General features: G+C 70.6%; 20 protein-coding genes. 4 read left to right on the forward strand and 16 right to left on the reverse strand.

Going from position 1 to position 19,973, the window contains the following annotated elements:
* Positions 1 to 10: 10 nt before the first annotated feature.
* From F8568_RS25065 to F8568_RS25095, 7 genes are all read right to left on the reverse strand, one after another.
* Entirely contained in the window at positions 11 to 985 is a 975-nt protein-coding gene (locus F8568_RS25065) for an acyl-CoA dehydrogenase family protein (protein WP_151596138.1), read from the reverse strand.
* Positions 982 to 2,115 (reverse strand): acyl-CoA dehydrogenase family protein, encoded by a 1,134-nt coding sequence (locus F8568_RS25070; RefSeq protein ID WP_151596139.1) that lies wholly within the window; start codon positions 2,113 to 2,115, stop codon positions 982 to 984. The genes F8568_RS25065 and F8568_RS25070 overlap by 4 nt, the downstream gene beginning before the upstream one ends.
* Entirely contained in the window at positions 2,102 to 3,223 is a 1,122-nt protein-coding gene (locus F8568_RS25075; RefSeq protein ID WP_151596140.1) for a branched-chain amino acid ABC transporter permease, read from the reverse strand. Before F8568_RS25075 ends, F8568_RS25070 begins: the two co-directional genes overlap by 14 nt.
* Positions 3,220 to 4,071, reverse strand: coding sequence for a branched-chain amino acid ABC transporter permease (locus tag F8568_RS25080; RefSeq protein ID WP_151596141.1), 852 nt, complete (start codon positions 4,069 to 4,071; stop codon positions 3,220 to 3,222). Before F8568_RS25080 ends, F8568_RS25075 begins: the two co-directional genes overlap by 4 nt.
* Positions 4,072 to 4,134: 63 nt before the next feature.
* Positions 4,135 to 5,373 carry an ABC transporter substrate-binding protein gene (locus tag F8568_RS25085; protein ID WP_160573750.1) on the reverse strand — a complete coding sequence of 413 codons (1,239 nt, stop codon included), beginning with the start codon at positions 5,371 to 5,373 and terminating at the stop codon, positions 4,135 to 4,137.
* Positions 5,374 to 5,447: 74 nt separating this feature from the next.
* Positions 5,448 to 6,080, reverse strand: a complete 633-nt coding sequence (locus F8568_RS25090) for an ABC transporter ATP-binding protein (RefSeq protein ID WP_160573751.1) — start codon at positions 6,078 to 6,080, stop codon at positions 5,448 to 5,450.
* Positions 6,081 to 6,123: 43 nt separating this feature from the next.
* Positions 6,124 to 6,864: an ABC transporter ATP-binding protein gene (locus F8568_RS25095; RefSeq protein WP_151596144.1), complete on the reverse strand. Its 741-nt coding sequence runs from the start codon at positions 6,862 to 6,864 to the stop codon at positions 6,124 to 6,126.
* Positions 6,865 to 7,114: 250 nt separating this feature from the next.
* Between F8568_RS25095 and F8568_RS25100 the strand changes: the two genes are divergently transcribed.
* Together F8568_RS25100 and F8568_RS25105 are read left to right on the forward strand one after the other, a co-directional pair.
* A complete protein-coding gene (locus F8568_RS25100; RefSeq protein ID WP_151596145.1) occupies positions 7,115 to 8,257 on the forward strand; it encodes an acyl-CoA dehydrogenase family protein in 1,143 nt (380 codons plus the stop codon).
* Complete coding sequence (locus F8568_RS25105) at positions 8,257 to 9,183, forward strand: acyl-CoA dehydrogenase family protein (RefSeq protein WP_151596146.1); 927 nt, start codon at positions 8,257 to 8,259, stop codon at positions 9,181 to 9,183. Before F8568_RS25100 ends, F8568_RS25105 begins: the two co-directional genes overlap by 1 nt.
* 106 nt (positions 9,184 to 9,289) lie before the next feature.
* On the opposite strand, the gene F8568_RS25110 is transcribed toward F8568_RS25105, so the two are convergent.
* The 3 genes from F8568_RS25110 to F8568_RS25120 form a co-directional block, all read right to left on the reverse strand.
* Positions 9,290 to 10,069: an enoyl-CoA hydratase/isomerase family protein gene (locus F8568_RS25110; RefSeq protein WP_151596147.1), complete on the reverse strand. Its 780-nt coding sequence runs from the start codon at positions 10,067 to 10,069 to the stop codon at positions 9,290 to 9,292.
* A gap of 84 nt (positions 10,070 to 10,153) precedes the next feature.
* Positions 10,154 to 11,641 (reverse strand): class I adenylate-forming enzyme family protein, encoded by a 1,488-nt coding sequence (locus tag F8568_RS25115; RefSeq protein ID WP_151596148.1) that lies wholly within the window; start codon positions 11,639 to 11,641, stop codon positions 10,154 to 10,156.
* A gap of 214 nt (positions 11,642 to 11,855) precedes the next feature.
* Entirely contained in the window at positions 11,856 to 13,313 is a 1,458-nt protein-coding gene (locus F8568_RS25120; RefSeq protein WP_151596149.1) for an MFS transporter, read from the reverse strand.
* A gap of 127 nt (positions 13,314 to 13,440) precedes the next feature.
* On the opposite strand from F8568_RS25120, the gene F8568_RS25125 reads away from it, so the two are divergent.
* Complete coding sequence (locus tag F8568_RS25125) at positions 13,441 to 13,968, forward strand: MarR family winged helix-turn-helix transcriptional regulator (protein ID WP_236009110.1); 528 nt, start codon at positions 13,441 to 13,443, stop codon at positions 13,966 to 13,968.
* Between the two features lie 92 nt (positions 13,969 to 14,060).
* Here the strand turns inward: F8568_RS25125 and F8568_RS25130 are convergent, their stop codons facing one another.
* Positions 14,061 to 15,215, reverse strand: a complete 1,155-nt coding sequence (locus F8568_RS25130) for an nSTAND1 domain-containing NTPase (RefSeq protein ID WP_151596150.1) — start codon at positions 15,213 to 15,215, stop codon at positions 14,061 to 14,063.
* Here F8568_RS25130 and F8568_RS25135 point away from each other — a divergent pair.
* On the forward strand, positions 15,204 to 15,368 hold the full coding sequence (locus F8568_RS25135; RefSeq protein WP_160573752.1) for a hypothetical protein: 165 nt from the start codon (positions 15,204 to 15,206) through the stop codon (positions 15,366 to 15,368). The two genes, F8568_RS25130 and F8568_RS25135, sit on opposite strands and share 12 nt — an antisense overlap.
* A 367-nt stretch (positions 15,369 to 15,735) precedes the next feature.
* On the opposite strand, the gene F8568_RS25140 is transcribed toward F8568_RS25135, so the two are convergent.
* From F8568_RS25140 to F8568_RS25155, 5 genes are read right to left on the reverse strand one after another with little or no spacing between them, the layout of a single operon-like run.
* Complete coding sequence (locus F8568_RS25140) at positions 15,736 to 16,644, reverse strand: dihydrodipicolinate synthase family protein (protein WP_151596151.1); 909 nt, start codon at positions 16,642 to 16,644, stop codon at positions 15,736 to 15,738.
* Positions 16,641 to 17,435 (reverse strand): ABC transporter ATP-binding protein, encoded by a 795-nt coding sequence (locus tag F8568_RS25145; protein WP_151596152.1) that lies wholly within the window; start codon positions 17,433 to 17,435, stop codon positions 16,641 to 16,643. The genes F8568_RS25140 and F8568_RS25145 overlap by 4 nt, the downstream gene beginning before the upstream one ends.
* Positions 17,432 to 18,436 carry an ABC transporter ATP-binding protein gene (locus F8568_RS25150; RefSeq protein WP_202125314.1) on the reverse strand — a complete coding sequence of 335 codons (1,005 nt, stop codon included), beginning with the start codon at positions 18,434 to 18,436 and terminating at the stop codon, positions 17,432 to 17,434. Before F8568_RS25150 ends, F8568_RS25145 begins: the two co-directional genes overlap by 4 nt.
* Entirely contained in the window at positions 18,433 to 18,756 is a 324-nt protein-coding gene (locus F8568_RS47005; protein WP_202125315.1) for a periplasmic substrate-binding domain-containing protein, read from the reverse strand. Before F8568_RS47005 ends, F8568_RS25150 begins: the two co-directional genes overlap by 4 nt.
* On the reverse strand, positions 18,753 to 19,940 hold the full coding sequence (locus tag F8568_RS25155; protein WP_160573754.1) for an ABC transporter substrate-binding protein: 1,188 nt from the start codon (positions 19,938 to 19,940) through the stop codon (positions 18,753 to 18,755). Before F8568_RS25155 ends, F8568_RS47005 begins: the two co-directional genes overlap by 4 nt.
* Positions 19,941 to 19,973: the final 33 nt, after the last annotated feature.

The following is a 19,973-nucleotide window of genomic DNA, read 5'->3' on the forward strand; positions in this document are numbered from 1 at the left end:
CGGGCGCCGCTCACTCGAACTCGTGGCGTGAAGGCGCCATCAGCGGGCGGTGCGCCTGCCGGAGCGGGCCGAAAGCCGCCGCGAGCACGGTGGCTCGTTTCAGGTACAGGTGCGCGTCGTGCTCCCATGAGAAGCCGATGCCGCCGTGGTTCTGGATGTTGTCGGTCGCGCTGCGGACCGCGCCGCGCGCCGCGACGACGTAGGCCGCAGCGGCCTGGAACGCAGCCGCCGGCCGCCGCGCGTCCACGTACAGCGCGGCCTGACCGACCTGCCCCACCACGGCGTACGCGGAAACGGCCATGTCGGCGCAGCGGTGCTTCACGGCCTGGAAGGAGCCGATCGGTCGGCCGAACTGAGTCCGCGACCCGGCATAGGCCACGGACATGTCCCTGACCGCCTCGATGATTCCCAGTAGCTGGGCGGCGGCGAGGACGTGCCCGCGGCTCAGCAGGAGAGCGTCCTCCACGCGCAGCAGAGGCGTCGCGCGGACCAGGCTGGAGACCCGGGTCAGCGGGTCCACCGAGGCGAGCGGGGCGTCCTCGACGATCTCGTCGAGGACGGCGCCGTTCTCATCGAGCGTGAGCAGCAGGTCCCCGGCACGCCCGTCGAGGACCCGGCCGGAGAGGGAGAGGGCGACCCGGCGGCTCCCGTCGGCGATGGCCGCCGCGATGTCGGCTCTGCCGGCCGTCGCCGCGGCGCGGGCACCGAGAACGGACGCGAGGAACGGCCCCGGCGCCAGGCCGCGACCGAGCTCGCGGAACACCATGACCTCTTCCGCGGCTCCGAGTCCGAGGCCGCCGCACGCGTCGGGCAGGCCGAGCCCGAGCCAGCCGAGTTCGGCGCACCGGGTCCAGGTCCCGGCATCGGGCAGTTCCCCGTGACCGGCGGCGAGATCGCGGCTGCGCGCGACGGGCAGTTCCCTCGCGAGCCACTGGCGGGCCGCGGCGGCGAGTTCGTTCTGGAGGTCGGACGGCGCGAGGTTCATCGGGGCAGCCCCAGCACTCGCTCGCCGATGATGTTGCGCTGGATGTCGATCGTGCCGCCGGCGATCGGTTCGCTCAGGTCGAAGAGCCAGCGGCGGGTCCACGCGCTCGTCTCGACGACGTCCGGACCGAGTATCTCCAACGCCGTACGGCTGACCCGGCCGAGGAACTGGACGAAGAAGTTGCGGGCCGCCACGGTCTCGCTGCTCGACGACCCGGGATCGGAGGTCGCGGCCTGGTAGTAGGCCATCGACCGCAGCGCGGCCCCCTCCGCGCGCAGCTCGGCGAGATCGGCGTAGACCTTCTCATCGTCGAGCAGGCCGGTCGAGCGGGCATGGTCGATCATCTCGTCGACGAACAGCACGCTCGACAGCCGCGTGTCGAGGAATGCCGGGCCGCGCTCGGCGGCGAGTGTGGACATGGCGACGCTCCATCCGTTGCCGATCCCGCCGACGACGTTCCCGACCGGGACACGGGCCCCGTCGAAGAAGACCTCGCAGTTGTGCGGCCAGCCGTCGATGCTGACGATGGGCCGGATGTCGACTCCGGGGACGTGCATGTCCATGACCACCCAGCTCAGTCCGTGGTGCCGGTCACCGGCCGGGTCGGTGCGCACCAGGAGCTCGCAGTAGTCGGCGTACTCGGCGTTGGTCATCCAGATCTTGGTACCGGAGATGACCAGTTCGTCCCCGTCCAGCGTCCCGCGGCAGCGCAACGAGGCCAGGTCGGATCCTGATTCCGGCTCGGAGAAGCCCTGGCACCACGGCGTCTCGCCGCGCAGGATCCTGGGCAGGTAGAAGCTCTTCTGCCGCTCGTCACCGCGCGCGATCAGAGTCGGGCCGGCGTGCGCGAAGGCCACGTTGAAGACGCTCGTCTCCGGGGCGCCGGCCCGCACGAGCTCCTCGTACCAGATGATCTGCTGCAGCAGGGACAGCCCACGACCGCCGTATTCCGTGCTCCAGGAGATCCCCGCCCAGCCGCCGTCGTACTGGCACCGCTGCCACTCCTCGTCGAACTGGCGAAGCGCCGGCCCCGGCGTTGTCGGACGGGGTTCGTCAGGGACGTTCGCGGCCAGCCACGTACGGGCCTCTTCCCGGAATGCGGCCAGATCGTCCGCATCATTCAGATCCACGTCGCGCTCCTTCGGTGGTGGCGGCCGCCGACCGGCGATCGTCGACGACGGACTCGTCCGCAGGACCGGTCGGGTTCCGGTCCGGGGACACGTCCGGATTCTCGCCCGGGAAGCGGGCCTGAACGGCGGCCCACGCGCCGGATATCCCGCGCGGCAGGATCAGTGCCATTATCAGGAAGGCTCCGGCGAAGGTCAGCGGGCCGATGCCCGGCCGGCCGCCTGCCGCCTCGCTCAGCCGGTGTGAGATCTCGACCATCAGGACGGCGCCGACGAGCGTCCCCCACGCCCGGTCGACACCACCCACTAGGGCGACGACCAGCACCTGGAACAGCGCGGACGTGCTGAGGAACAGTTCGGTGTTGCTCAGCAGGTTGTACTGCGCGTAGACGACCCCGGGCAGGCTCGCCATCATCGCCGATACCACGAACATCGTGATCCGCACCCGAAGGACGGGAATGCCCGTCGCTCGCGCGGCGGCCTCGGAGTCGCGGATCGCCGTCGTCCATCCGCCCCACTTGCTGCGCGCGAACCACATCAGGCCGGCGATGAACACGACGTTGATGACGAGCAGGATGCGGGCGAAGGGCACGCCGGTCGCGAACTGCATGTCCCACCAGTTGTCGCCGGACTTCACCGGGATGTAGAGGCCGATCGTCCCGCCCAGCGGCTTCACCGCCGAGATGATCGGCGGTGCGGCCTGGGAAAGGATCAGGGTCACCAGGGCGGTCACGATCGTTCCCGAGCGCCGCATGGCGATGAAGCCGATCGGGAGGGCGAGCGCTCCCGCGACGACCATCGCGACGAGCATGCTGATCCACGGGGAGATCTCGTGCCGCGCGAAAAGGTAGGCGGAGGTGTAGCCGCCGACCATGACGAACACCGGCTGGGCCAGGGAGAAGACGCCCAGCGACCCGAACAGCAGGTTGAACGAGCTGCCCGCCGCCGCGTAGTAGAGCACGAGCACCATGACGGTGAGCGTCGCCGATTCCAGTCCGCCGAGGGCGAACCAGGCCACGGCGAAGAAGACGGCGAGGACGATCCAGCGCGTCGAACCGTGATCACGGACACGCCGCAGCGCCGGGCGGTCCATCGCGTGGGCGAGCGTCATACGACCGCTCCTTCGTCAGGCCGCACGAGCAGCACGAGCAGGATGATCAGCAGCGGCGCCAGCGACGTCCAGTACGAGGCCAGGTAGCCGGCGGACAGGGAGTTGACGACGCCGAGCGCCAGGCCCGCGAGCACGGCGCCGAGCGGGTTCCCGATCCTGCCGAGGATCACCACCGCGAAGGCCGAGATCAGGTACGACGTCCCGACCTCCGGCGTCAGGGTGGTGAACGGGCTGATGACGACGCCGGTCGCACCGGCGATCGCGATCGACACGGCGAGCGCCGACCGCCGCGCCATCGGGGTGCGGATGCCGTAGAGGCCGGCCGCCTCGGCGTTCTCGGCGACGGCCCGCATCGCCCTGCCCCACCGCGTGCGCCGCACCACCACGTAGATCAGCAGTGCCGTCGCGAGCGTGAAGGCGACGGCGAAGATCTCCGTGCCGTGCACGGTCAGCCCCGCCACCCGCACATGCCCGAGGGTCGGCCCGTCGATGGTCCGCGGATCGTTCTTGAACAGCACCTCGAGCAGCCCGCCGATCAGCAGGAGCAGGGCCAGGCCGACGAGCAGCTGCCCGATCTCGCCGGCATGGCGCGCCCGCCATTCGAAGAGCTCGCCGATGCCGAACCCGACCACGAGGAAGACCAGCGTCGCCGGTACCAGCGTCTCGTAGGCGTTGAGCCCGAGGTGGTCGTGCGCGAACAGCGCGGTGTAGAGCCCGAGGGCCACGAAACCGCCGTGCGCGAAGTTCGCGACCTTACCGACCCCCAGGACGAGGGTGAAACCGACACCCACCAGGCTGTACACCGCGCCCGTGATGAGTCCGGCGATGAGCAGTTGTTCGAAGAGCATGTCGCTCGGTCGTCCTCACGTCTCACCGGCGCCCGCGGGCGGCCCGCGGGCGCCGGTTGCCGGTCACTTGTACGGCTGGATCTTCGATTCGGCCGCGGAGGCCGGGAAGACGACCTTGGCGGTCCCGCCGACCACCTGGGACACCAGGAACGGCGCCTGCTTCAGCGATCCGTCCGCGGCGAACGACAGGGTGCTCGGCGAGGGGAAGATGTTGCCGGTCGTCTGCGTCAGCGTCACCGACTTCAGCGCCTTCGCCACGTCGGCCGGCGCGGCGGACTTGGCGTTCTCGACGGCGGCGGCGGCGAACCGCACCGAGGCATAGCCGAACATGGCCTGGGAGTTCGGGGCCGCCTTGTACTTCGCCATGTACTGGTCGTAGAAGGTCTTGAACGCCGCCGGGACGGTGGGCGTGCTCGGCGTGACGCTGGCCAGGACCAGCGTCCCGTCGGCCTGTGACTTGAGCTGCTTGACGACGTCCACCGCGTCCGATCCGCCGGCTATGTAGATCTTGGCCTTGACGGAGTACTTCGTCGCGAACAGCTTCGCCAGGTTCAGCCCGTCGGCCGGATAGCCGATGTTGAAGATGATGTCCGCGGGCGTCGAGGCGAGCCGCGCCGCGATCGACGAGAGGTCCGTCGTCCCGATCGGGTAGCCGATCTTCGAGACGACCCTGAATCCGGCGGTCTTGTTGATGGTCTCGAAGGCGTCGAGGAAGTCCTGCCCGTAGGAGGTCTGGCTGTAGGCGATCGCGATCGTCGGGTTGGCGATGCCGAGCTGGGCGGCGGCCTGCTTGGCGGTGTCGGCCCAGCCCTGCGAGTACTGGGTGGAGTTCTTGGCGACCTGGAAGACGGTGTCGTAGCCGCGCTTGTGGATCTGGTCGGCGGTGCCGCCCGAGTCCAGCCACGCGGTGCCGGCCCGGTGGGTGACGTTGATGCCGGCGAGCACGGTGTCGGAGATCTCGCCGCCGAAGACGGCCGAGACCTTGTCGCCCACCGCGGCGGTGGCCTTCGTCGTCCCGTTGTCGGGGCTCGACGCGGTGTCGTACTTCTTGATCACCAGCTTCGCGCCGTCGAGGCTCTTGATGCCCCCCGCCGCGTTGATCTGGTCGACGGCGATCTGCGCGCCCTGACTCTCCGGAATCCCGTAGGACGACGCGACCCCGCTGAGGTCGGTGACCTCGCCGAGGACGACCTTGCCGTCCTTCGTACCGCCGCTCCCGCCGGACGAGCCGCACCCGGCGACCGTGGCGGTCATCGCCAGGGCCGCGAGCCCGGCCGCCGCCTTGTGGGCGCTAATCCTCATCGGCCTCTCCATTCACGCAACGGGCCATGTTCTGTCGTTCCCGGGTGCCTGCCGCGCCGGCGGCCCCGGTCTTGCTAGCCGAAGACCGCATCGGCGATGTCGCCCGCGTTCTTGGGCGCGACCGCGGAGACGGTTCCGTCCTTGAGCACGGCCGACGAGCCGCAGATCTCGGCCGCGCCGGCGTTCTGCTCCGCCAGCAGGATCGCGAGGGATCCCTCGCGCGCCAGCTCGCCGATCACGTCGAACACCTGCTCCACGATCACCGGGGCGAGCCCTTCCGAGGGCTCGTCCAGCATGAGCACCCGCGGCTCGGCCATCAGGCCTCTCGCGATCGCGAGCATCTGCTGCTGGCCGCCGCTGAGCTCGCGGGCCTTCTGGTCGCGCTTGTCGCGCAGGATCGGGAAGTGCCCGTAGGCCGTTTCGATCAGTTCCCTGCGGCGCGCCCCCGACTTCTGGTTGTGCGCGCCGACGAGCAGGTTGTCCAGGACGGTGAGGTCGCCGAACAGCTGGCGTCCGGCCGGGACGAGCACCAGGCCCTGCCGGCACCGGTGCCAGCTCGGCCTGCCGCTGAGGTCGTGGTCGCCCAGCCGGATCGATCCCGTCACCGAGCGCAGCGTGCCGGCGATGCCGGCCAGCAAGGTGCTCTTGCCCGCGCCGTTGAGGCCCAGCAGGCCGACGCACTCGCCCGGCGAGACGGTCAGCGACACGTCGCGGACGATGTCGACGACGCCGCGCCGGACCGTGACGTTCTCAAGGCGCAGTGCTGCTTCGTTTGCCGAGATAGCTGCTCACCACCTCAGGGTCGGCGAAGACGTCGACGGGACGGCCTTCGCGGATGACCGCGCCGGCGCTCAGCGCCAGGACGCGTTCGGAGACGCTGCGGATCGCGGGGAGGTTGTGCTCGATCATCATCACGGTCTGGCCGCGGGCGGGCAGGGCGCGGACGTGGGCGGCGAGGTCGTCGACCTCGTCGGGGCGCAGCCCGCTGAAGATCTCGTCGAGCAGGACCACGACCGGCTCGGCCGACAGCGCGCGCGCCAGTTCCAGGCGCTTGGCCTGCACGGCGTTGATCGCACTCGCCGGCCGCGACGCGATGGGACCCATCTCGAGCAGCTCGACGATCTCATCGGCTCGCGCCCGCGCCCGCCGCTTCGACAGCCCGCTGCCGGTGGCACCGACGACGACGTTCTCGTAGACGGTGAGGGACACGAACGGCTTCATCAGCTGGAACGTGCGGGCGAGCCCGAGCCGCAGCCGCCGGTTCGCGGGCAGCCGCGTGATGTCCCGGCCGCGAAAGGTCACCGTCCCCGACGACGGGCGCATCGCCCCGGCGATGACGTTGAACAGCGTGGTCTTCCCCGCTCCGTTCGGCCCGATGATGCCGAGGATCTCGCCCTCGTCCAGGCGGATCGAGGCGTCCGCGAGCGCCACGACGCCCCGGAAGCGTTTGCTGACCGACGACGTGCGCAGCAGCGGCGTCTCCTCGGCCATGGGCCTCCTTTGGAAAAAGATTCATTCATTTGCGATACGGCGCAGGCTATGAGCACGTCCCGACGCCCGTCAAGACGTGGATGCGTCCGTTCAGCCGCCTGAGGAGGGCGAACACCGCCGCCGGCGTCCGAGCGGGCCTACGGCCCGGCACCCGGAGACGCACCCGCGACGCCGACCGGACTCATTGACAAATCTTTGAATCTTTTCATAGATTGCCCGCTCACTGACGGTGTGAGGGAGCGATGCCCACGTGGACTTCGAGCTGGGAGAGCGAGCCGACGACGTCCGCTCGCAGTTGCGGGAGATGCTGCGGGCCGGAGTGCCCGACGACTTCCTCGGCGCGTTCACCGACGATCCGGCGGATCTCGAGCTGACGATGAGGTTCTGCGCCGAGCTCGCGGAAGCGGGCCTGCTGTGCATCGGCTGGCCCGCCGAGTACGGCGGCGGCGACGGAACCGTCTGGGATCAGACGGTGGTCCGTGAGGAGATGTGGGCCTGGCACGAGCCCCGCGGCCCGCAGTACATGGGCGTCAACTGGGTCGGCCCGGCGATCATGCGGCACGGCACCCCCGAGCAGAAGGCGCGGCACCTCCCGCCCATCGCGGCGGGTTCGGTGATCTGGTGCCAGGGCTTCAGCGAGCCGGAGGCCGGCAGCGACCTGGCGTCCCTGCGCACGACGGCGACCCGCGACGCCGACGGATGGCTCGTCTCGGGGCAGAAAGTGTGGACCTCGTACGCGGCCATGGCGTCCTGGTGCGTGCTCGCCGCCGTCACCGCCCCGTCGGAACCGACCTCACGGCGGTTGACGCTCTTCCTCGTACCGATGGATCGTCCGGGGATCGAAGTGCGCCCGATCGCGTCGATGCTCGGTCCGCATCACCTCAACGAGGTGTTCATCGACGAGCTCCGCGTGACCGACGCCGACGTGCTCGGCACCCCCGGCGACGGCTGGCGGATCATGCGCGACGCCCTGGCCTACGAACGCGTGGGCATCGCCCGGTACGCGCGCTGCGAGGCCCTGCTGGAGCGGGTTCGCGAGTTCCTTCGCGACGGCTGGGACGACCTGCCCGAATCGGTGCGAACCCGCTGGGTGCGGGCTCTCATCGAGATCCGGGTCGCGAAGCTGCTGGCCTACGTCGCGGTGGGCGGCGAAGACGGTGTCGACGACGCCGCCGCCAGCGCCGCGCGGATCGTGACCACGACGCTCGATCAGACCGTCGCCGAACTGCTCTTCGAGGCGTTGGGCAGTGCGGCGCTCGACACCGGTACCGACGCGGCCCTGCACGGCGCCGTCGAAGACCACTGGCGGTATGCGCAGGCCGCCACCGTCGCGTCCGGGACCATCGAAATCCAGCGCGTCATCACGGCGCGCGACATTCTCGGAGGCCGTTGATGGACACACGCCTGCCCGACGACGCCGGCCAGCTCGCCGACGCGGCCACGCGCCGGTTCCGGCGGCTCGGCGGAGTCGACGCCGCCCGGCGGGCCGAGGCCGACCCCGCGACGCGTGAGACCGCCCGGAAAGCCCTGGACGAACTCGGCGTGTTCGATCTCGACGTCCGCGCCGACGCCGACCAGCTGCTGGCCGGCGCGGTGCTGTGCCGCGCCGCCGGCGCCGTCGTCCTGCCCTGGCCGCTGATCCCGCACCTGATGCGCGTGAGCGGCCGCCACCTGGTGCTCATCGATCCGGGCCACGTCCGGGTCGATCACGGTGCGGTGGGACTTTCCTGGCTCGGCGCGAATGTGACCGGCAGCGCGTGGCCGCTCGAGGCCGGCCCGCCGGACGTGGCGGGACGGCTCGGTCCGTTCGTCACCGGCGCGGTCCTCGGCGAAGAGCAGCCAGGGCGGATCGACAGCGACGACATCGCCCGCTACCTCACGCTCCAGTCGTGGACGATCCTCGGTGCGTTGGAGAGCGCACTGGCCGAGGTGACCGGGCACGTACGCACTCGGCACCAGTTCGGGCGGGCGCTCTCCCAGTTCCAAGCCGTCCGGTTCACCATGGCCGACGTCACGATCGCCGTGCGCGGGCTCGAACAGCTGGCGAAGCTCACCATATGGCGGCTCGGACGCGGCGACGCCGACCAGCGCGTAGCCGACGCCATGGCGCTGCGCCTGCATGCGGCGGAGACCGCGGTGACGACTCTGCGGGCGTCGCACCAGATGTACGGCGCTCTCGGTTTCTGCGACGAAACCGACCTGTCGGTCCTGGATCGCCACCTCCAGCCGAGTCTGCGCTATCCGCTCTCCGCCGAGCGGCTCGCCCGCGCCCTTGTGCCGTTCGCCGGCAGCGGCGCGCTGACATCGCGCATCGCCTGATGGCCGCCGCCCGGTTCGTGATCGGGGATGAGGGGGGTCGATGAAGACGAGCCCCGCAGTGATCCACGAGCCGGGCAGGCCGCTGCCCGAGCCTCGTCCGGCCCCGTCACGAGCCACGCTTCTGGAGCGCGGTCAGCCGTGCGCGATGTTCGGGTGACCGCATCGAGGCGGCCTCGGCGGCGAAGCCGGCCTGCACCGGCCCGGCCAGCGCCTGGGACAGGTACATGCCGACGACGCGCTTGGTGCCGCGGACCGCCTCGGCCGGCTGGGCGGCGATGCGGTCGGCGAGGCGGCGCGCCTCGGCGAGCAGCTCGCCGGGCGCGGTGGTCCGGGAGGCGAGCCCCAGCTCGACCGCCTTCGCCGCGGGAATCCGGTCGCCGGTGTAGAGGTACTCACGGGTCCGCAGAATCGGGGTGAGCAACGGCCAGAAGGCGGCGCCGCCGTCGCCGGCCACCAGCCCGACCGCGACGTGCGGATCGGCCAGGTAGGCGTCTCGGGAGATCAGGACGACGTCGCAGAGCAGCGCGATGCTGCATCCGAGGCCGACCGCCGGGCCGTTGACGGCCGCGATCACCGGCAACGGGAAGCGCAGCATCTCCTCGATGATCTGCGCGCCCTCCCTCAGGCTCTCGTCCCGCGCGACGGGATCCTCCAGGAACGAGGTGATCCAGCCGAGGTCGCCGCCCGCGCTGAACGCGCGGCCCGCACCGGTCAGCACCACCACCCGGGCGTCGGGATCTTGGGAGAGGCGCCGCCACACGTTCGCGAGTCCCCAGTGCAGCTCGCGGTTGACGGCGTTCAGCTCGTCCGGCCGGTTGATGACGACCGTGCGAACAGGACCGTCGCACTCGACCGACAGCTCGCCGGGAAGGTCGTCGTACGTCATACCGTCACCTCCGAGGAACGGGCCGCCGGGACGCGCCGCCCGATCCGGCCGAGATGATGGGACGGCCGTCTTCACTACCGCCCATCAATGCTCTTTCAGCGGGGACGCGGTGGGCAGCATGCCGGCCAGGCTGGAGCGATTGACCTTGTGCATCTGGTTGGTGGGCAGGCTCGGAACCTGGCCCCACACCTCGGGCACCTTGTAACGGGCGAGGTGGGTCCTGCACAGCTCGTCGAGCTCGGCTCGCTTGAGCGGTTCACGGGCGACGACGAGCGCTGCGACACGTTCCCCGAGCCGCGCGTCGGGGATCCCGAACACGGCGGTGGCCTCCACGTCGGGGTGCAGGCGGAGGACGCGTTCGACCTCGGCCGGATACACGTTCGCACCACCGCGGACGATGACGAGCTTCTTGCGGTCGACCACGGTGAGCCAACCGTCGGCGTCGATCGCGCCGATATCACCGCTGTGCACTCGCGTCCCCGTTCCCGGAACCAGTGCTCCCTCGCGCCATTCCCCCAATGGCGGCCGCCAGAGCCCGGCCCATGGCCCGGTGGAGGCCGCCTCGATGACGATCTCGCCCTCGACGCCGACGGGCAGCCGCCCGCCGGCATCGTAGGCGGCCACGTCGAGATGCGGCAGGACCATACCCGACGCCCGCGGCACGCTCCGGCCGTCCACCGGATCGATCGCCACCACCGTCGGCGCTTCGGTGAAGCCGTAGGTCGTGTGGGCGGCGATCCCGTGCACCTCGTGCAATGTCCTGCGGAGATCCTGCGGGGTGTCGGCGCCGCCGCTCCACATTTCGCGCAGCGACCCGAAGTCGAGGTCCGGCCGCCGGGCCAGATCGTAGATCTGAGCCGGCACACCGTTCCAGACCGTGACCTCGTGCAAGCGCACCTGTTCGGCGATACCGGCTATGTCGCGACGGTCGATGAGCACGGCGCACCCCTGCGCCTGCGCCGTCGACAGCGTGCCCAGGACCAGCATGTTGAGGATCGTCATCGCCAGGCTGTCGCCCCTGCGCAGCGTGTGATCGTATCCCCGGGTCGCCACGAGCACCGCGCCGGGCACCACCAGGTTGTGCTGGCTGTGCACGATCCCCTTGGGGGTCCCGGTCGTCCCGCTGGTGAACGCGATCGCCGCCGGCGCGAAAGGATCGACCTCGACGGCGGGCGCACCATGACCGGCGGCGACGAGGCGAGCCCATCGAGCGGAATCTATGGCACCGGGATGCTCGCCCTTCCATTTCGCTCCGGCTAGGACGATGACCGGTTCGCTGAGGGCGACCAGCTGGTCCTGCTCGGCCGCCGAGTACGCCTCGGCCACACCTACCCAGACCGCGCCGAGACGCTGCGTCGCGTGGAACGCGACGACGATCGGCAGATCGTTGGGCAGGCAGGCGGCGACACGGTCGCCGGGCCGGACGCCCAATTCCCACAGCGCACCCGCGGCGGCGTCGGCGGCCCGATCGAGCGCGGCGTAACTCAACGTCCCGGACGGACCGATGAGCGCCGGCGCGTCCGGCCGGTCGCGCAGTGCTGGCCCTAGGATCCCGGCGATCGTACCGATCATGAACCCACCGCCCGCAGCGGAGACGGAACGCGCAGCACTACCACAGGGCACCGACACGTTCACTCAGGTCGTTCACGTGGACATCCACTCCCTCCCACGTCCCCTAATGTTTCAATCTTCAAAACTTTTGTCAATGAAGCCCGTTCAGTGGGCTCCAGCCCGGTGACCCGCGTCCCTCCCCCGCCGGGCGCCGGCGGGGAAGAGAGCGCGCGCGTCAGCCATCGATCTCGGCGTGCGAGGCCGCAGCGACCGGCTCAGGCGAGCCGCTCGAGACGACGCTCCGGCGGGCGGCCGGGATGGCGGCCGCGATGACCGCCGAGACCAGGGCGATGCCGCAGCCGATGATCAGGCCGGTACGGAAGCCGTTCTCGGAAATGAGCGTGTAGCCGCCCAGGGTGACGGTCATCTGGGAGAGCACGACGCCGATCACGGCGGAGCCGATCGAGGTGCCCAGCGACCGCATCAAGGTGTTGAAGCCGTTGGCGGCGGCGGTCTCCGACATCGGCACCGAACTCATGATCAGGGCGGGCATCGCCCCGTAGGCCAGGCCGACGCCGCTGTTGACGATCATGGCGGAGAGCATCAGTCCCCACGCGTGCCCCATGAGCGGCAGCGAGGCTCCGTAGCCGACGGCCAGCACCAGGGCACCGGCGATCAGGGTGAACTTCGGACCGCGAGCGTCGGTGAGCCTCCCGCCCAGCGGAGAGACGATCATCATCATGATGCCGCCGGGGGCCATCCACAGGCCGGTGGCCAAGATCGACTGACCCAGGCCGTAGCCGGTCTGCTCGGGGAACTGCAGCAGCTGGGGCATGATCAGCATCGAGGCGTACATGCCGAAACCGACGAACACCGAGGCGACGTTGCTCAGCAGTACCCGAGGGCGGGCCGTGGTGCGCAGGTCGATGATCGGCTGACGGGTGCGCAGCTCCCACAGCCCCCAGGCGAGCAGCACCACCACGGCGGCGGCGAACAGGCCGAGCGTGGTACCCGAGCCCCAGCCCCAGTCGGCGCCCTTGGACACCGCCAGCAGCAGGGCGACCAGGCCCACGCCGAGACCGACCGCGCCGGGCGCGTCGAACCGCTCACCCCTCGCGGCGGCCGGGACGTCCGGGATCGTCAGCCAGAGCAGCACCGCGATCACCACGGCCAGAACCGCCGATCCCCAGAACAACACGCGCCAGCTGGCGTATTCGGCGACAGCCGCGGCGATCGGCAGGCCCAAGCCGCCGCCGATGCCCATGGACGCGCTGACCAGCGCGATGGACGAGCTGAGCCGCTCCTCCGGGACCACGTCGCGCAGGAGCGCGATGCCGAGCGGCACCATGCCCATGCCCATGCCCTGCAGACCCCGGCCGATGATCATCGGCAGTACCGAGGACGAGAGGGCGCACACCACCGAGCCGGCCACCAGCGGCACCGAGCACGCCAGCAGCATCCGGCGCTTGCCGATCAGGTCGCCGAGGCGGCCGGAGACCGGCACGCACACCGCCGCCACCAGCAGAGTGACCGTGATCACCCAAGTCGCATTGGACGTACCGGTGTGCAGGATGCGGGGCAGCTCGCCGATGAGCGGGGTGACCAGAGTCTGCATGATCGCTGCCGTCGTGCCTGCCAGCGCCAGCACCGCGACGACGCCGTTCACGCGGGCCGTGGGCTGTGAAGCTTCCATGTAGGGGGCCTCCTTGACCGTCGCGCCCGAGGGACCGGGCGCTCGTATGCACGATACACACTGATTGTATGATGCACATAGTGTGGGTGATGCACCTCACTGGTGCGAGGATGGAGTGTTCGGTTCGATGGCCCGACGCGGGCAGGACGCAGAGCAGGAGGTGCGCGACCCCATGGTGAGGCCCACGCACGAGATCGAGTACGAGCAGATGCTGCTCAGCCGGCACGAGGTCCTGCGCCACCGGGCGGGTGCGCTGGAACGCAGCGCCTACATCCTGCTCAGCCGCATCCGGGTGCAGGGACCGATGTCGATCGGCGAGCTGAGCGAGGCCTTCGGGCTCGACGCGTCCACCCTCAACCGCCAGACCGCGGCGGCGATGCGCGCGGGACTCGTGGAGCGCATCCCCGATCCCGAGGGCGGCATCGCCCGCAAGTTCCGCATCACCGAGAAGGGCGAGCACCGGCTCGACGAGGAGCGCCGGGGCATCATCGAAGGCCTGAACATGATCACGGCCGACTGGTCCGACGACGACATCGTCGCCTTCGCCGCCTACCTGAGGCGCTTCAACTCCGACATCGAACGGCTCGCCGGGCGGCCGTGGCCCCGCCCCGCCGCTCCCGACACGGACCTACCCAAGACGAAGCAGGCGGGTTGACGACGAGCGGACCGAGCCGATCACCAGGGCTCGCCCGCGCGATGTACCTGGTCCTCGACGACGCCATCGGCCGGCTCTGACACCGGCTGGCATCATCGGCGGGGCGGGGACGGCGATTGGCGTGCCCTTCGGTCTGTGGGTGGCGACGTCCCACAACTGCAGCGCCCCATCCTCGCTATCGTCTCGGCCCCGCTGGGGCCGGGCAGGACCGCTATCTCAGGTCGCGCCGCGGCGGCCAGCATGGCGTGTCTGGCTTCGGCCGTGTGTCCGATCCGCCATGCGGCGACGCTCTCCAGCGCCGCGACGGTGGGGTCGGTGCCGCCCATGGCTTCGCTCTTGGCGGCCAGAAGGTCGGCGATCGCGATGTCTCGCCGGTGATCGGCGATCTGGCCGGCGTGTACGGCCCACGCCGCGACCGCACCGACCCCCAGGAGGAGCACGCAGAGTGTGGCGACGAGACTCTGGCGCACCCGCCTGCGTCGGCGGTGCGCCCGGCCACTGGCCCGGATGAAGGCAAGCTCACTCTGGCTGAGCGGCGGGTGGCAGGCTGGGTCGGCGGCGATCCGGCCGACCGCGGCTCGGGACCGGGAGCGCGCCTCACCGAGAAGGACCTCGACCAGGTCCGCGTCGATGCTGGATCCGATCTGTGCCACGGGCGCCGTGACGGCCATCCGCAACTGCCGCTCGGTCATCGCGGTGACCAGGTAGCGATGCTGAACGGACGCCGCGAGGCCCGGGTATTCGGCGCAGCGCGCCTCGAAGTCCGCGCGCACCACCAGTACCACCAGCGCGGGGGGTTCTTGACCGCCGGTCGCGGTCGCGGCGGAGTGCAGCGCCGCCACGAAGGCTCGTCGCTCTTCCTCGTGTTCGCATTGCGTGAACAGCTGCTCGAACTGATCGACGATCAGCAGGACGCGCTTGCGCCCCTGGAGCGGCTGCGGCGCGTCCGCGTCCTTCGCTGCCGCGGCATGCCGAACGGTGAGGGCGAAGCCTGCCGGATCGGCCGCCAGATCCCGCCGTACGGCGGCGGCGCCGACACCCGCGATGGGCGCGATCCGTACCGCCAGCTCGTCCAACGGTGCCCGCGTGGGAGTGAGCATCAGGCATGGCCATGAAGCCGCTTCCGGCACCGGGGTCAGCCCGGCGCCGCGCAGCCGCGGCAGCACACCCGCGCACAACGAGGACTTGCCCGCACCCGACACCCCGGGCACCACCAGCAGGCCGGAGTTCTCCAGATGCCGGTCCATCCGCTCCAGGACATGGCGGCGGCGATCTCCCGGCCGAAGAAGAAGCTCGCGTCCCTCTCCCCGAACGCGCTCAACCCCCTGTACGGCGACTCGACCTCTCCCGACATTCCGACCAGCGGCGTTGTGGGTCCACTCGTCCAGGTGCGGTTATAGAAATAGTTGATCTGCGTAGAGTGCTCTCCGACCAGTACGCCCTCGGCCGCTCGAGCATCGACCATGTACGCCGCATCGCCCGGGTTGGACTCGGCGTCAGCGGGCACCGTCAAGCCCACGCCTTCACCGCGAGGCCGTCCCGAAGGTGTTGTGCTGGGTCGGTCCGTCGCCGATCTGCACTCCGCCGGCGTTCCGCGCGTCCACAACGTACTTTCCGGCCGAAGACGATGAGTCCGACACCGATTGGTCTGCACTCTCGGTCTCCGCGAGGCGGTCCTGCCGCTCCCCCACGCGTGTGGCAACCCCCAGAAGCACGGCGCCGACACCGGAGAGGCGAGGTGCGCCCGGCCGGCGGCGGGCTATCGCGTCAGAGTGCGAGCGTGTCGGCGGCGGTGTCGAGGACCTCTTGAACGTGGCGGGTCTCTGCGTCCGAGTATGGCCGGAACGGTGCGGATGGCCCCGTTTCAACCAAGCCGAGGACCGCGAGCGCCGCCTTCGTGGCGGCGATGCCCGGCCGGACGCGATGGATGGCGGACAACCGGTCGAGGCCGGCCTGGATCTCCTCCGCGCGGTCGGTGTCGGCGTGCCGAACCGCCTCGAAGAGAGCAACACATGCGCCTGGCGCGAGGTTGCCGAAGCCGGGGGTGATGCCGGCGGCTCCCGCGCGCAGGCCGGCGACAAGGGCGGACTCCGCGCCCTGACTGACGGCGAACGCGGGGGACGTCTTCCCGATCCGGGCGAACGCGGCGAGCAGTTCCAGGTCTCCGCTGCTGTCCTTGATGCCGACGCAATGCGGTAGTGCGGCCATCTCGGCGGCCAAGTCCACCGAGATCGGATTGCCGGTGTATCGGGGGATGTTGTAGGCGACCCAGGGCGCTCCGAGCGCGTCCAGGGCGGCGAAGTGGTCGAGCAGTTCGGCGTCGTCGTGCCGGTAGTAGAACGGCGGGCTGATGACCAGTGCGTCGGCGCCGGCCGCCAGCGCCTCCCGGCCCCGGGCGACCGTCCGCCGGGTCGAGGCGGCGGTGACGGTCACGGTGACCGTCGCGGACGCGCCCGCGAGCCCCTTCCACGTCGTGGCGAGCTCGCGCACGTACTGCCGGATCTCCCCGGTCTCGACCGCGGTGCCCTCGCCGTTGCTGCCGAACAGCATGACGGAGGTGACGCCGGCGGCGGCCAGCCGTTCCATCAGGGTACGGACGCCCCCGGGGTCGGGTGCGCCGTCGCCGGCGAAGGACGTCACGAGCGGGACGGTCACGGTGGCGAGCAGGTGCGTCATGCGGGGTCCTCGTAGGTCGGAGGAGCGGCCAGGTCCAGCACGGAGTCGAGCAGTGCCCTGGTATAGGAGTCCCGGGGGCGTTCGAAGATGTCGTCGGCCGGACCCTGCTCCACGACCCGGGCGCTGTGCATGACGACCACGCGATCGGCGATCTGGCGCACCACTCCGAGGTCATGGGTGATGAACAGCAGCGCCAGGCCGAGTTCGTCGCGGAGCCGGAGCAGCAGGGAGAGGATCTGGGTCTGCACCGAGACGTCCAGGGCGGACACGGCCTCGTCGCAGACCAGGAGGCGCGGGCCGATGGAGATGGCCCGGGCGATGCTGACCCGCTGGGCCTGCCCGCCGGAGAGCTGCTCCGCAGTGCGGTCGAGCAGGCCGGCAGGCAACCCCACCCGGTCCATCAGCTGCACCAGTCCCGCCTCGGGGTCGGCGGGCCGGGCCGACGGGTGCGTCCGCCATCCCTCCGCGACGATCTTCCGGACGGTCAACCGCGGGTTCAGGGACGAGCGCGGGTCCTGGAACACCATCTGGATGTCGCGGCGCTGCGCCGTGGTGCGCCGGCCGGCCAGCACCGTGCCGTCGTGCGAGATCGATCCGCGGTCCGGGCGCAGCAGCCCGACGACCGCTCGGGCCAGCGTGGACTTGCCGGAGCCCGACTCGCCGACGACGGCCACGATCTCACCGCTGCCGATGGACAGGCTGACATCGTCGACGGCGGGCGTCTTCCTACGGGGATAGGTGATGGACACATCACGTACGTCGAGCAACGGCTTGACCGCCGTCGATGTCATGGCCGCACCTCCTCTGCGTAATGGCATGCGCTCCACCGTCCCGTGCCGATCTCCCTCAGCTGCGGCTTGTCCGTAGCGCAGCGGTCCCGCGCCAGAGGGCAGCGCGGATGGAAGGCGCAGCCGCCGGGACGGTCGGACGGTTCCGGCGGCGTGCCGGGCAGCGGCGCCGGCAGGGCGACCCGGGCGCGCGGCGACGGGACGTTGCGCACCAGCGCCGCGGTGTACGGGTGCCGAGGGCTGGACAGCAGATCCCGCACCGGCCCGGTCTCGGCGATCCGTCCCGCGTACATGACGACGAGATCGGTGACGACATGCGAGATGACCCGCAGGTCATGGCTCACCAGCAGGAGCGCGAGACCGGACTCGGCCCGTACCCGGGCCAGCAGGTGGAGGATGTGCTTCTGCACCGTGACGTCGAGCGCCGTGGTCGGCTCGTCGCAGAGAAGCAGTTCCGGCCGGCCGGCGAGCGCCAGCGCGATCATGGCGCGCTGCCGCTGGCCGCCGGACAGCTGGTGCGGGTAGTCGTTCGCGCGCTTCTCCGGGTCCGGCATGTCCACGCGCCGCAGCAGTTCGACGGCCGCGCGCGCCGCCTCGGCCCGGCCCAGCCCGTCGCGCACCCGCAGGATCTCGTCGATCTGGCGGCCGATGCGCTGGCGCGGATTCAGTGCCGCCAGCGGGTCCTGGAAGATCATCGCGACCTTCTTGCCCCGCGTCCCGCGGCGCGCGTCGGCGGACGCGGACAGTTGGTCGACGTCGTCGACCTCGACCGCCCCGGAGACGGCCAGCAGGCCGTCGGGCAGCAGGCCGATGGCTGCCAGGCTGGTCACGCTCTTGCCACTGCCGGACTCTCCGACGAGGCCCACCGCACCGCCGCGCGGCACGGTGAGGCCGACGCCGTCGATCACCGTCGTGCCCGTTTCGGTCCGCACGACCAGGTCTCGCACGGCGAGCACGGGCCCTCCGCGGCCGGTCACGTCGATTCCCGCCTGCTGTGAACTCACGAAACGCTCACTGCGGAGAAGTCGGGCTGATAGTTGGACGAGGGTGTGAAGCCCTTGACCGAGCCGCGCCAGACGTAGGAGATCCGGACGTCCATCGGGTACATGCCGACCGCGTCGTTCCAAATGATCTGCTCCGCCTGGGCGTACAGGCCGGCGCGCTGTTTCGGGTCGGTCTTCGCGGCGGCGTCGGCGAGCAGGCCGTCCAGCTTCGGGTTGCAGTACCCGGTGCGCTCGGCCTTGCAGGTGTAGAGCCGGCCGAGGACGTAGTCCGCGTCTCCGGTCGCGTCGCCGAGCGACTGCAGGTTGATGTCCCACTTCATGCCGAGCAGGTCGGACAGGTAGACCGACTTCTCCTTGATGGTCGGCGAGACCTTGACCCCGATCTTGGCGAAGTCGGCTGCGACGGCCTGCGCGAAGGGGGTGAACTCGGGGCCGCTGTAGGCCAGCTCGTAGTCCGGCCGAAGTCGAACCCGGCGGCCGAGAGCGCGGCCTTGGCGGCGTTCGGGTCATAGGCGACCGGCGACTGCGCGGCGAAGCCCGCGATCGTCGAGGGGACGGGCGCCTGCGCCGCCGTCCCGGTGGTCGGGTACAGCGACTTGATGATGGTCGCGTAGTCGACCGCCTGCCACAGCGCCCTGCGGACGCCGGCCTTGGCGAAGGCGGGGCGGCCGCTGTTGAACCACATGGTGTACTGGGCGTCGCTGGGAACGGTCTTGATGACGAGACCGTCCTGGCCCCCCAGTTCGGACACCTGGTCGTCGGGAAGTGACCAGGTGGCCTGGATCTCGCCGGTCTTCAGCGCGGTGACCCGCGCCGCGGTGTTGGCGATGTAGCGGATCACCACCTTCTTCAGCCCGGGCTTCGGGCCGTAGTAGTTCGGGTTCGGCACGAGCGTCAGGGACTGCCCCGGAGCGAACGCGGCGACCTCGAACGGGCCGGTGCCGGCCGGCTTGTTGAAGAAGTCCGGCTTGCCGGACTCCGCGGCGGGCAGGATCGACAGCGTGCTCAGCTTGCTGAGCATCGCGCCCTGGGGGGTGGAGGCGGTGAACGTCACCGAGTCGCCGCCCGGTGTGACGGTGACGCCGGCCCATACCGCGGCGAGCGGCCCCTTGAGGTCGACCACGCGGGCGACGCTGGCCTTCACGTCGGACGCGGAGAACGCCGTGCCGTCGGAGTACTTGACCCCCGGGCGCAGCTGGAACTTCCACGATCTGCCGTCGGCGCTCGGCGTCCAGCTCGTCGCGAGCCCGGGCTTGAACCCGGTTCCGTCCCGGACCACGAGGCTGGAGAAAATCTGCTTGGCCGCCAGCTGGGTTCCGTTGTCGGCCGACAGCTTGCCCTGCGGGTCGAGGCCGGTGATCTGGTACGGCCCCGCCACGGTCAGCTGGCCCGGCTTACCGCCGCCCGTGCCGCTGGTGCCCGAAGCGCACGCGGACAGCGCGGCGGCGGCGAGGGCGATGCCGCTCGTCAGCGCGGCGGCTCTTGCGAGATTGGACGAACTCACGATGGACTCCCGTCTCGGGGGTGAGGAGTGCAC

It is taken from the genome of Actinomadura physcomitrii (assembly GCF_008923205.2).
Lineage (GTDB): Bacteria > Actinomycetota > Actinomycetes > Streptosporangiales > Streptosporangiaceae > Spirillospora > Spirillospora physcomitrii.